Consider the following 12,559-nt stretch of genomic DNA (forward strand, 5'->3'; position numbering starts at 1 on the left):
GGTCACACTCCAGTAGACAGTCAATTTCTGTAGCTACCGAGAATAGAGTGTGGTGATTAACGGAAAAACAGGCTAGATTTCCCTTCATACTGGACACTGGCGTCCGCAATAGGGAAAGAACATGGATAATCTGGCAGGCGTCTCGGCCTTTGTTCAGGCAGCCGAAACGCTCAGTTTTGTCGAGGCAGGCCGCGTGCTGGGTGTCTCCGCTTCGGCTATCGGCAAAAGCATCGCCCGGCTGGAGACACGCCTGGCCGTGCGGCTGTTTCACCGCAGCACCCGCAGCATGACGCTGACGGCGGAAGGCGCGCTTTTCTTGCAGCGCTGCCAGCGGATCCTCGGCGAAATGGCGGCGGCGGAACAGGAACTGAGCGATACCCGCAGTGCGCCACGCGGTAAATTACGCGTCAGTTTGCCCCTGGTGGGCAGCCTGCTTAATCCGGTGCTGGCGGAGTTTATCCGCCAATATCCGCAGATTGAGCTGGAGGTGGATTTCTCCGATCGCCGGGTTGAGGTGATTGAGGAAGGCTTTGACGCGGTGATCCGCGTCGGAGAAACCGAAGATTCCCGGCTGATGAGCCGCCAATTGGGCACCTTCCACCTGCAACTGGTGGCGGCACCCGGCTATTTACGCCAGGCGGGTATCCCGCAACAGCCGGCCGATCTGCGCCAACACGCCTGCCTGCTGTATAAATTCCCCACCACCGGAAAAGTCGAAAGCTGGCCGGTGGCGGACTGGGACAAAATCCTCGGGGAGGGTCTGCGTAGCAGCGTGGTGTGCAATACCGTCGATACGCTGATTTATCTGGCGGAACAGGGCCAGGGCATCGCCTGCCTGCCCGACTTCGCCGTGAAACAGGCGTTGGCCGGGCAACGGTTGCAGCAGGTTCTCGGCGAGCACAGCCACCATACCGGCAGCTTTAAAATTCTCTGGCCCTCCAGCAAGCACCTGGCTCCCCGACTGCGGGTGTTTATCGATCTGCTGAGCGAACGGTTGTTTCCGGCTTAACGGCGCAACGCAGCTTAAGAACAATTCCGGCTTTGCTTTGCACAAAATCAGCTAAGCCAGCAACGACAGTGCCTGCCGGCGGGCCTCACCGTATTAGCTTCTGTCTATGATATTCCATTTTGGAATATGAAAGTCTCGTTCGTTCTTTCGGGGCGAGAAAAATCACCACACAATAAAACCTGAATCGCAGGCCGGCTCATAACCGCATAAAAAATCAGGGTTTATACTCTTGTCATCACTCATAACCGCTCAATTTACCCGTCTGGTGCTGGATACCCAGCCTGATGCTCTCGCCCTGTCAGCCGCCCGTCGCGGCCTGATGGACTACTTCGCCTGCGCATTGCCGATCGTCCACGGCGCGCTGAGCGATACCGGGCTGGCGGCGGTGAAATCGGTGTTCCCGCCGATCGGCGCTGAGAACCGTGCCTTGTATTTTGGCTACGTCAGCCACTCGCTGGATTTCGACGATTACCACCCTGCGCTACGCGGCCACCCGACCACGGTGGTGCTCTCTGCCTTGTTGGCGCTGACCGACGATCGCGACGATGCCACCGCGCTGTTGAGCGCCTATGCGATAGGGGTAGAAGCCGCCGGGCGATTGGGGTTGGCGGCCGGAACCCAGCATTATCAGTTGGGTTTCCACAGCACCGCGACTCTGGGCGCGGTAGCCGCCAGTGCAGCAGCCGCACGCTATTTAGGATTGACCCCGCTCCAGACGCAGATTGCACTCGGCCTGGCCGCTACCCAGGCAGCCGGGCTGCGCAGCCAGTTCGGTTCTGCCGCCAAACCGCTGCACGCCGGATTGGCGGCGCGTGCGGCGGTCAATGCCGTGCTGCTGGCGCAGGCGGGCTTTGCCGGCCAGCCGGAAGGCGTGATTGACAGCCTGTTCAGTTCCCACGGTGACGGCCGGCAGCGGCCGGATCTGCTGACTGCAGATTGGGGCGCGCCGTGGCGCATCCTGCAACCGGGCCTGGAGTTTAAACGTTACCCAACCTGCGGCGGCACCCACAGCGCGGCCGAAGCCGCCTTCGCCCTGCGTGAAAACCTGCTCGAACAAGGTATTACCGCCGACGAGATGCCTGCCGCCATCAGCCGCATTCAGGTCAGTTTCCCGCCCGGCGCGGATACCGCTCCCCATATTCGCCGCCCGGTAAACGGCGTCGAAGCGCGTTTCAGCCTGGAATATGTGATCGCCGATGCACTGTACAGCGGTGCCGTGCCGCTGATGCATTACGGTGAAAACCCCGTCGACCCGATGATTGCCGCACTGGCGGCGCGGGTGGAACGGCATGCCGACCTTTCTGCCCCGCCAGATGAGTGGGATCCGGAACTGCGTTTCCACCGCGTGACGCTGACGCTGCACGACGGCCGCCAATTTAGTGACATTGTCACCAGAAAACAAACCGCCGCCCGCCCAACGGATGTCGAAGCCAAGCTGCGCAGCATCCTGCAACTGCTGCCGCAATTGGATGGCGACCGCGTGGTTCACGACTGCGCACTGACGCAGCCCGGCGCGACGGCACGGTTAATTGCATTATTAAATCAATAATAAATAGAGGACTAATTATGAGTGCTTCACCTTCAACACCATCGCGTCAATTACGTCTCGGCCTGTTTGTTCAAGCTCTGGGGCACCATGTCGGCGGCTGGCGCGCAGAAGGCGCCAGCGGATCACCGACCGATATCGACTGGTTCACCTGGATCGCCAAAAAAGCCGAAGAAGGCACCTTTGACATGTTCTTCGTCGGCGACGCGCTGGCCACCAGCGTACACCGTTTGCCTTCGACGATGTCGCGTCTGGAGCCGCTGACCTTGCTGGCGGCGCTGGCGGTCAATACTCGCCATATCGGGCTGGCGGCCACCGCCTCCACCACCTTCGACCAACCCTTCCATCTGGCGCGCGCCATGGCGTCCATCGACCATATCAGCCGCGGCCGTGCAGCCTGGAACGTGGTGACGTCCTTTTCCAGCGATGCGGCGCGCAACTTCAGCCGTGACGATCTGCCTTCGCACGCCGAACGTTACGAAGTGGCGCGCGAGTTCCTCGAAGCCAGCTACAAACTGTGGGACGGCTGGGAAGAAGACGCTATCGTGCGTGACAAACAACAGGGCATCTACGCCATCGACGACAAAATTCACGCGGCCAACCACAAGGGCAAACACTTTTCGGTTCAGGGGCCACTGAATATTTCGCGTTCCCCACAGGGCCGCCCGGTGATTATCGAAGCCGGCTCTTCACCGGCCGGGCAGCAGCTGGCGGCGGAAACCGCCGAGGTAGTGTTTACCGCCGCTGCCACGCTGGAGGAAGGCCAGGCGTTTTACCGCAGCCAGAAAAAGTACGTGGCCGAGGCCGGCCGTAACCCGGACCACCTGCTGATCCTGCCGGGCGTGATGCCGATTATCGGCCGCACCAAGGCTGAAGCGCAGGAGACCTGGTATCAGTTGAATCAGTTAGTGGATATCGATAACGGCATCGAGCAGCTTTCCGCCCGCTTCGGCTTCGATCTAAGCGACTACCCGCTCGATGGCCCGGTGCCGGATGTTGGCGCAACCGAAGGCGGCCAAAGCCGGGTGAAACTGCTGACCGATCTGGCCGCGCGGGAAAACCTGACGCTGCGGGAACTGGCTGCGGTAGCGGCAGGCTCGCGCGGACACCGCGTGGTGGTCGGCACCGCCGAAGAGATCGCCGATGACTTCCAGCTGTGGCTGGAACAGCAAGGCGCCGACGGCTTTAACATCATGCCCGCCGTACTGCCAAATCAGCTGGAGCTGTTCGTCGAGCTGGTCATACCGGAGCTGCGCCGCCGTGGCCTGTTCCGCGAGGAATATCACTATTCAACCCTGCGTGAAAACCTGGGCCTGCCGGAACCGGCAATCAACTTCGCCAACGTAAAATCGGCTTAATCTGCAGGGGAATACCATGAAAACTACCGTTAAACGCACTGTGCTGTCCCTGCTGTTGGCTTCTTCCACCTTAGCCCCGTTGGCCACAGGCTATGCCGCCGAAGGCGATGTTCCCTTCAAGGCCGCGCTGAAAGCCAGCGCCGATCCGAAACTGCACGACAGCCTGCCTGAAGCCGTCAAAAAAGCCGGCTTTATCGTGGCGGGCACTAACCCGAACACGCCGCCGACCACCTTCTACGAGGCGGACAACAAAACGCTGGCCGGGCGTGAAATCGACGTGATGAGCGCCATTGCCGATCGTCTCGGTGTCGCGATCCACTGGAAGGACACCGGCGGTTTCGACAATATCATTCCCGGTTTGAAATCCGGTCGCTACGACGTGGCGCTGGCCAACATCGACGCCAACAAGAAGCGTTTCCAACAGGTGGACTTCGTCGGCTATTACAATGCCTCCAAACTGGCGCTGATCGCCCGTAAAGATGCGGCGCTCGGCCCGTTCACCGAACTGGCACAACTGTGCGGCCAGACCGTCGGCGCCGGTGCCGGCACTTCGCAGGTCACCCGTTTGCAGCAGGCCAGCGACCAGTGCGTCAGCGCCGGCAAACCGGCGATCACCATTCCGATCTTCCCGGACCGCCCGGCTGGCGTGCAGGCGACGATCAGCGGCCGCGTGCCGATGTTCTTCGGCCCTTATGAAGGCCTGCGCTACCAGGCGAGCCATGTTAAAGCGCTGGCGCTGGCCGGCGACATCAATATCGAAGGCACCACGGTAGCCATCGCGTTGCCAAAAGGTTCCGAACTGGTGAAACCGGTGCAGGCCGCGCTTAACTCGCTGATTGCCGATGGCAGCTACCAGAAAATCCTCGACGGTTGGGATATCGGTTTCGGTGCGGTGAAAACCGCCGGCATCAACGAAGAGATTGCAAAATGAGTGCGCAACACCCTGCCGATGATGCCGAACTGAGCATCGTCGGTCATCGGCATTACGGGCGCTGGTTCAGCGCCCTGGTCGTGCTGCTGATCGTCGGCGTTATCGCCAACTCGATGCTGCACAACCCGCGCTTTGAATGGGCGGTGGTGGCGGAAAACTTTACCGAGGCGTCAATCATCAACGGCGTGATCATGACGCTGAAGCTGACGGTCATCTCGGTGATCTTCGGTTTCGCCGGCGGCGTGCTGCTGGCGTTGATGCGCCTCTCCGCCAACCCGGTGCTGGTCGCGGTAAGCTGGTTTTATACCTGGTTCTTCCGCGCGGTACCTATGCTGGTGCAACTTTTCCTGTGGTACAACATCGCCGCGCTTTACCCGCGCATCAGCCTGTGGATCCCGTTTCTGGGCGAGGTCGCCAGCGCGCCGACCAACACCATTATCAGCACCTTCAGCGCTGCGGTGATTGCTCTGGTCATGCATCAGTCGGCCTATGCGGCAGAGATTGTGCGTGCAGGCATTCAAAGCGTGGGCAGCGGCCAACTGGAGGCCGCCAAGGCATTGGGCTATCGCCGTGGGCAGATCCTGTGGCGAGTGGTTTTGCCGCAGGCCATGCGCACCATTTTGCCGCCGGCCGGCAATGAGGTGATCGGGCAGCTTAAAACCACCGCCGTGGTGTCGGTTATCGCCCTGCAAGACGTGCTGTATTCGGCGCAGATTATCTACCAACGCACCTACGAGGTGATCCCGCTGTTGCTGGTCGCCACGCTGTGGTACCTGGTGATGACCTCGATTCTGTCGATTGGCCAGCACTATGTTGAGCGTTATTTCGGTCGTGGTACTCAGGCCACGCGCGGCGGCTGGCTGTCGCGCAACCGCAAGGCCCAGACCGAACTGAACCAGGGAGCAGAACAATGAGCGCAGCCATTCATATCAACCAGGTACGTAAGTCTTTCTCCGGTACCGAAGTGCTGAAAAACATCAGCCTGCAGATCCCGGCCGGTTCGGTCACGGTGATCCTCGGCCCTTCCGGCTCGGGGAAATCGACCTTGCTGCGCTGCATCAACCACCTGGAAAAGCTCGACGGCGGCACCATCCGCGTGGGTGAACAACTGATCGGTTATCGTCAGAAAGGCAAGCATCTGTATGAACTGAAGGAGCGTGAAGTCGCCGAACAGCGTAAAAGCATCGGCATGGTGTTCCAGCAGTTCAACCTGTTCCCGCACCGCACGGTGCTGGAAAACGTTACGGAAGCGCCATTGCTGGTGAAAAAGGAAAAGAAAGCCGTGGTGGTCGAACGGGCGAAGGCCCTGCTGACCCGCGTGGGGCTGGAGCATCGCATTAACGCCTGGCCACGCGAGCTTTCCGGTGGCCAACAGCAGCGTGTGGCGATCGCCCGCGCGCTGGCGATGAATCCCGAGGTGCTGTTGTTTGATGAGCCGACTTCCGCGCTCGATCCGGAACTGGTTGGCGAAGTGTTGCAGGTGATGAAGGGCCTGACGCACTCCGGCATGACGATGGTCGTGGTCACCCATGAGATCGGTTTTGCCCGCGAAGTGGCCGATCAAATCATCTTTATGGATCAGGGGAAAGTGGTCGAAACCGGGACTGCGCAGCAGGTGCTGGATGCGCCTCAACATGAAAGAACGCGTAACTTCCTGGCGACGGTTCTCTAAATTGCATCAGGGGGCATTACGCCCCCTGATCATGGAATTCAGTCTTTTTTTCTGCCGATAGCGGAGAAAACGTTAAACACTTCACCCAAACCATAAATCGAGCCCAGCAACACGGCTATCATTACCGGCACCAGGATCACCACGGTTGCCAAACTCTCAATCATTTCTAACATCGTTGTCTCCTGGTTTTTTAAGCGGAGAAAGCCGTTCACAAATGAACTTGAATTTCTCAGAGATACCGCACATTTTATTGTTGGTATTTTCAATCTGTGACAGATATCACACTTGAAGACGGCTAATGTAACTTACACAGTTGCATTAAAACAATGACAAAAAATGCTCTGGGCAAGGCGGGATAAAGCACCGAAACATCGGTGGGACGCCAGCTCGAAAAACAGATGTCCAAGGCGCCAGTAATGGCGATAGCGGCCAAATAACGGGAGCCATGATGATAACGCTGAGAATGGCGCGGCCTGCGGATGCACCGGCGATCGCGCGTCTGCACGTGCAGGTCTGGCGCAGCGCCTACCAAGGGCTGGCAACGCTAGCGGCCTATGCCGCGCTGGATGAACCAAGGCGGTTGGTCCACTGGCAAGAAAAACTGCAACAGCCTGGCACAGCGCAGGTGCTGCTGGCCGAATCGGCTGGTCAATTGGTCGGATTCTGTCTGGCCGACGCCCCTTCCCATCCGCAGTTTGGCGAGCATGCCGAGATAAAATCACTTTTCGTCAGCGATGAACATCAACGTCAGGGTATCGGCCGCAGGCTGCTCGGTGCTGCGGCAAGAGAAATGCAAAAGCTCGGCTATCGCAGCATTGCGCTGGGAGTGGTCGACGGGAATGACAGCGCCATGCGGTTTTATCAGGCATTGGGCGGTGCGCCTGCCGGTAACTATACCGATCCCGGTCCGTTGTGGCGTTCCAGCAATGTGATTTACGTCTGGCCGGATATTCGCCATCTGGCGGCCCTTAAATAATATACGGCGACTCAAATTTAAGACTATTTACCTATTCTATTTTCTGCCGGAGGAATACATTCATCTCAACTTCTACCGAACGATTAATTGCCGTATTTTTAGCCAAGTAATCGATCATTTTACCAGGATAATTCTTATGAACATTAAACGTGTTGCCGGCGTGTTGGTTCTCGTAATGGCTACGCTTTCTGTCACTGCATGCGGGCATATGTCTAACCGCAATCGCAACACCGCAATCGGCGCCGGCGTAGGCGCGCTGGGTGGTGCAGTATTGACCGACGGCAGCACCCTGGGCACGCTGGGCGGGGCGGCACTGGGCGGTATTATCGGTCACCAAACCAGCCGTTAACGATAGCTGAATAATAAAAATCTCAGGCCGGAACGTCTGTAATAAAAGACGCTTCCTGCCTGAGTGATTTTTATTTTTACGTCTATTTTTTCTTCTTTTTTAAAAATCTCGTCAAACGTCGGATGAACGACAACTGATTATCACTGAAAACGCTGTTGGACTTATCCTCATCGCCTCCCCGTTCTAATAACCTGTCAAAGCCACGTCGAAAAATAATGCGCGTTAGCCGCAGAAAAAAACCTTACTTAAAAAGAAAATATTGACCATCCACCAGGTATATAACTAATCAATGAGGCTCTGCCTTAAAATCATTCACGTCATTTATTAATGAATAATTCATAGCAAATCCATAATAAAATTCGCTGTAGACGATGACACAACAAGCTAATAACCTCGCCAGGTCTCCCTTCAAAACAAAGAAATGGCATTGCTGAAGGTCATGATGACACTCTCGAACTCGAACCGCCTCAGGGGAATCTTGATGAGGCTTAAGAATACAATTCTATTTTCATTATTAAGGATGAGTTATGAAATTATCAAACGTAATACTTCTCTCGGCAATTCTGGCTTCCGCAGTGGGCATGTCTGCCGTCGCCTCCGCCGCGCAACGTCCCGCCGGCGTTTGCACCTTTATTTATTCGCCGGTTCCCTACGTCACCAAGGACGGCAAAAAAATCCAGGCGCCTAATGCCTGCGTGGCAAAATGGTGGGCGGCTCAAGGTAAGTAATAATTTGGCTTGCCGGCAACTTATTACGCAGCCTGCCGGGTAAACGAAAGGGGGCCGGAAACCGGCCCCCTTTCTGCTTTCTATCGGCAACGCAAAAAACATTACCCCTTCACCTGAGAAACCACATTCAGCGGTTGAGCGTCCGGCAGGATATTCATATGCTCCAGCACCTGCGCCATGATCTTGCCGAACACCGGGCCGGCCACCGAACCGCCGAAGTGCTTGCCGGCTTTCGGGTTGTTGACCATCACCACCAGCGCCACCTGCGGATCGCTGGCCGGCGCCACGCCTGCGGTGTAGTTGATATAGCCGCCGTCATATTTGCCGTTGGCACCCATCTTCTCGGCAGTACCGGTTTTAATCGCCAGCCGGTAACCCGGCACCGCGGCGCTGACCCCACTGCCGCCCGGCAAGGCGTCGCTTTCCATCATATGCACCACGGTTTTCACCGTCTCTTCCGGCAAGATCCGCTGCCCCATGACCGGCGGCGTCACCCGCGTGATCGACAGCGGCCGATAAACGCCGTAAGCGCCGATGGCGGCATATTCGCGCGCCATTTGCAGCGGCGTAACGCGCAACCCGTAGCCGAAGGAGAAAGTCGCCCGCTCGATATCGGCCCAGCGTTCACGATGCTGCGGCAGATAACCGCTGCTCTCGTTACCGATGCCCAACTCGGTCGGCAGCCCCAGACCAAAGCTCTTGTAGACCGCAGGTAGCACGGTGGCAGGCAGCGCCAATGCGATATGCGACACCGCGATATCGCTGGATTTTTGCAGCACGCCGGTAATGGTCAGTTTGGACCAGTGGCCAACGTCCTTGATCAAGTGGCCGTTGACCCGGTACGGCGTGGTATCCAGCACCGTATCCGGCTTAATCAGCCTATGTTCCAGCCCGACCATCACGACCACCGGTTTCACCGTCGAACCCGGTTCGAAGCTGTCGCTGCTGCAAACGTTGCGAATATCTTTTGCCGGCGTATTGGCATAGTTGTTCGGGTTGAACGACGGGTAACTGGCCATACCAAGCACCTCGCCGGTACTGACTTTCACCAGCACCGCACAGCCGGAATCGGCCTGGTTGGCCACTACGCCATCGCGGATTTGCGCAAACAGGACGTACTGGATAAATTTATCGATGCTCAGCGTAACGTTCGGCGGCGGTACGGGATCGACGCTCTTGATCACGCCGATCACCGCCCCGCTGCCGTCCTTCTGGTACACCCGCATCCCGTTCTTGCCCTGCAACAGGTGGTTGAAGCCCAGCTCAATGCCTTCGAGCCCCTGATTGTCCTGCCCGACAATACCGATCAACCCGGCAGCGTCCTGGCCCATCGGGTAAAAGCGGCTGAAATCCTGCTCGGTGCTGACACCGGTCAGATGCAGTTTATTGATGTAATTCGCGTTATCGTCTTCCACCTTGCGGGCCAGATAGACGAAACGCTTATGGGCGTTGGCCTGAATCAACTTTTGCACGTCCGTCAGCGGCATTTTCAGCACGTTGGCCAGGCTCTGCCAGCGTTCGTTGCCGGTATCGGTATGGGTGTCGAGAATATGCTTGGGATCCAGTACGATATCTTTCGAAGACACGCTCACCGCCAGCGCTTCATCATTGCGGTCGGTGATCATACCCCGGTTGGTCGGTAGCACCTGCGTGCGAATTGAGCGCTGATCCGCCTGGTCCGCCAACTGCTGATGCTCCATCAGTTGCAAATAGCCCACCCGGAACGCCAGCAGGAAAAAACACACCAGAATACCGGCGCAAATCCAGCCAAACCTCAGTGAGGAATAATTTTTACCGCTCTTTTTTATTAGTGGCGCCACTGTTAACCCTGCGTTTTTATTCGGATTATGTAATTATTTCAGTCTACCCTGACGGAAATCTTTAGAAGATTGCAGTTTGTAAGAAAGTAAAAACAAACGCGTTTACTGTTGCACATCCTCACTGTCGTTTAACTCCGGTTTAACTTTCTGCCCATCATCAGGTTTCGGCGCGTTGGCCGGGTCAAAAATATGGTCAAGGATTGCCCGTGCGGTTGGCCCCGCCACCACGCCGTCACCGCCGCCGTTTTCCAGAATCAGCGCCATCGCCACCCGCGGATTTTTATAGGGAGCGAACAGCGTGTAGAAAATATGGTCACGCAACCGTACCGGGATCATCTTGGCGTTATAGGTTTGATTTTCTTTCAGACTAAATACCTGCGAAGTACCGGATTTGGCGGCGATCTGATACGGCGCGGTATGGAACAGCTTGTAACCGGTGCCGTTCGGCAAATTGGCCATACCGTACATGCCATTGCGCACAATGCCCCAGTACGGTGATTTGGCATCGCCGATCTGTGCCGTCTGCAGCGGCGGTTGATAGCGGCTCACCCGATTGCCCTGGCGCATCGAGTACAGCAGATGGGGCGTTTTCACCTTGCCGTTATTGATAAGCGTGGTGAGCGCCTTCACCATCTGAATTGGCGTGGCGACCCAATACCCCTGGCCGATGCCGACCGAGACGGTATCGCCCTGATACCAGGGTTTTTTATGCACCCGCTGCTTCCAGTCGCGGCTGGGCAGTACGCCGCGATACTCTTCGTTGAGATCGATCCCGGTCGCCTGGCCGTAACCGAACTGGCTCAGCCAGCTGTGAATGCGATCAATGCCCATTTCAAACGCCACCTGATAAAAGAAGGTATCGGCGGACTCCTCTATCGCTTTAGTAACGTTCAGCATACCGTGGCCACTCTTCAGCCAGTCACGGTAACGGCGTTGAGTCCCCGGCAACGTCCAGGTCGGCGCGCCAAAGAAGCTGGTGTTGGGGGTTATCACCCCGGCGAACAGCGCAGAGGTGGCCATATAAGGCTTCACGGTGGACGCCGGCGGGTACAGCCCCTGAGTGACGCGGTTAATCAGCGGCAAATCGGGGTTGGTCAATAAGGCTTTATAAGCTTTGTAGCTGATGCCTTTCACGAAAGGATTGGGATCGTAACTGGGGCTGGACACCATCGCCAGAATGCCGCCATCGCGCGGGTCCTCAACCACCACCGCCGCTCGCTGCCCCTTCAGCACCGACTCGATATACTGCTGTAACGGCAAATCGAGCGTCAGATAGATATTTTTGCCGGCCTGCGGCGGCTGCTCTTTCAGCAGGCGTATCACGCGTCCGTGGTTATCCACCTCCACTTCCTGATATCCGGTGGTGCCATGCAGTTCCGACTCATAGTAAGCCTCAATACCCTGCTTGCCGATGTTATGGTCGGCGGAGTAATTTTCGCCGATACCGGCTTTATCGAGGCGTTTCACATCGCCGTCGTTGATTTTCGATACATAACCCACCACGTGCGCCAGTTCGGCACCATACGGATATTCCCGCTGCTGATAGGTGTCGATGGTCACCCCGTCAAAACGGTATTGATTGACCGCAAAACGGGCGACCTCGGTGTCGTTCAACCCGCTTTTCAGCGTCACCGGTTTATAGCGGCCGTTGTGGTGCATGTCGTCGCGGAAGGTGGCGATGTCCTCAGGCGTCAGATCGACAATCGGCGTCAGCGCCTGCAACAGCGCGGCCATATTGGCGATTTTGCTGGGAATAACCTGGATCTGGTACAGCGTAATGTTACGCACCAAAGGGATGCCGTTACGATCGAATATCAGCCCGCGGCTAGGGGCAATCGGCAGCATTTTGATGTCGTTTTGATTGGAGCGCGTCTGGTAGAACGCATGTTGCTTAATCTGCAGATGATACAGGTTGACGATCAGTGCGCCGAAGCAGGCGATCACCAACACCATCGCCACGCAGGCACGGCGAATAAACAACATTTCCTCAGCGGAATGGTCACGGATTTTTTCTTTTAAGAGGGCCATACGCAGTGCAGTACCTGTCTGACGTCACATTTTCCCCAGATAAATCAGGGCAGTGAAAAGTCGGCAAGCATAGCGTTATTGGTTAACGGCCCCCATTAAAAGGTTGCTAATGAAATGGCATAAATGTTTCAGCATATTGGAA

The 12,559-nt window shown here is 57.0% G+C and carries 12 protein-coding genes; 9 read left to right on the forward strand and 3 right to left on the reverse strand.

What is annotated here, in order from left to right:
* Nucleotides 1-121: 121 nt before the first annotated feature.
* The 6 genes from SPL01S_RS06685 (at nucleotide 122) to SPL01S_RS06710 (ending at nucleotide 6,516) form a co-directional block, all read left to right on the forward strand.
* On the forward strand, nucleotides 122-1,009 hold the full coding sequence (locus SPL01S_RS06685) for a LysR family transcriptional regulator (protein ID WP_062870778.1): 888 nt from the start codon (nucleotides 122-124) through the stop codon (nucleotides 1,007-1,009).
* Between the two features lie 229 nt (nucleotides 1,010-1,238).
* Nucleotides 1,239-2,558, forward strand: a complete 1,320-nt coding sequence (locus tag SPL01S_RS06690) for an MmgE/PrpD family protein (protein ID WP_063198395.1) — start codon at nucleotides 1,239-1,241, stop codon at nucleotides 2,556-2,558.
* 17 nt (nucleotides 2,559-2,575) lie between these two features.
* On the forward strand, nucleotides 2,576-3,913 hold the full coding sequence (locus SPL01S_RS06695) for an LLM class flavin-dependent oxidoreductase (protein WP_062870776.1): 1,338 nt from the start codon (nucleotides 2,576-2,578) through the stop codon (nucleotides 3,911-3,913).
* Between the two features lie 16 nt (nucleotides 3,914-3,929).
* Entirely contained in the window at nucleotides 3,930-4,844 is a 915-nt protein-coding gene (locus tag SPL01S_RS06700) for an ABC transporter substrate-binding protein (protein WP_062870775.1), read from the forward strand.
* Nucleotides 4,841-5,758, forward strand: a complete 918-nt coding sequence (locus SPL01S_RS06705) for an amino acid ABC transporter permease (RefSeq protein ID WP_063198398.1) — start codon at nucleotides 4,841-4,843, stop codon at nucleotides 5,756-5,758. Before SPL01S_RS06700 ends, SPL01S_RS06705 begins: the two co-directional genes overlap by 4 nt.
* Nucleotides 5,755-6,516, forward strand: a complete 762-nt coding sequence (locus tag SPL01S_RS06710) for an amino acid ABC transporter ATP-binding protein (protein WP_006318796.1) — start codon at nucleotides 5,755-5,757, stop codon at nucleotides 6,514-6,516. The genes SPL01S_RS06705 and SPL01S_RS06710 overlap by 4 nt, the downstream gene beginning before the upstream one ends.
* Before the next feature lie 38 nt (nucleotides 6,517-6,554).
* Here the strand turns inward: SPL01S_RS06710 and SPL01S_RS24435 are convergent, their stop codons facing one another.
* Entirely contained in the window at nucleotides 6,555-6,689 is a 135-nt protein-coding gene (locus SPL01S_RS24435) for an AcrZ family multidrug efflux pump-associated protein (RefSeq protein WP_006325135.1), read from the reverse strand.
* Between the two features lie 275 nt (nucleotides 6,690-6,964).
* Here SPL01S_RS24435 and SPL01S_RS06715 point away from each other — a divergent pair, with 275 nt between their 5' ends.
* From SPL01S_RS06715 to SPL01S_RS06725, 3 genes are all read left to right on the forward strand, one after another.
* Nucleotides 6,965-7,492 (forward strand): GNAT family N-acetyltransferase, encoded by a 528-nt coding sequence (locus SPL01S_RS06715; protein ID WP_081113146.1) that lies wholly within the window; start codon nucleotides 6,965-6,967, stop codon nucleotides 7,490-7,492.
* A 136-nt stretch (nucleotides 7,493-7,628) separates the two neighbouring features.
* On the forward strand, nucleotides 7,629-7,841 hold the full coding sequence (locus SPL01S_RS06720; RefSeq protein ID WP_004944210.1) for a YMGG-like glycine zipper-containing protein: 213 nt from the start codon (nucleotides 7,629-7,631) through the stop codon (nucleotides 7,839-7,841).
* A gap of 527 nt (nucleotides 7,842-8,368) precedes the next feature.
* Complete coding sequence (locus SPL01S_RS06725; protein WP_062870771.1) at nucleotides 8,369-8,569, forward strand: hypothetical protein; 201 nt, start codon at nucleotides 8,369-8,371, stop codon at nucleotides 8,567-8,569.
* A gap of 101 nt (nucleotides 8,570-8,670) precedes the next feature.
* Here SPL01S_RS06725 and SPL01S_RS06730 read toward each other — a convergent pair whose 3' ends face one another.
* Nucleotides 8,671-10,389 (reverse strand): penicillin-binding transpeptidase domain-containing protein, encoded by a 1,719-nt coding sequence (locus SPL01S_RS06730; RefSeq protein WP_062870770.1) that lies wholly within the window; start codon nucleotides 10,387-10,389, stop codon nucleotides 8,671-8,673.
* Between the two features lie 102 nt (nucleotides 10,390-10,491).
* Nucleotides 10,492-12,417, reverse strand: a complete 1,926-nt coding sequence (gene mrdA2 / locus SPL01S_RS06735) for a peptidoglycan DD-transpeptidase MrdA2 (RefSeq protein ID WP_063198400.1) — start codon at nucleotides 12,415-12,417, stop codon at nucleotides 10,492-10,494.
* Nucleotides 12,418-12,559 lie beyond the last annotated feature (142 nt).

This window comes from Serratia plymuthica NBRC 102599 (assembly GCF_001590925.1).
In the GTDB taxonomy this organism is placed as follows: domain Bacteria; phylum Pseudomonadota; class Gammaproteobacteria; order Enterobacterales; family Enterobacteriaceae; genus Serratia; species Serratia plymuthica.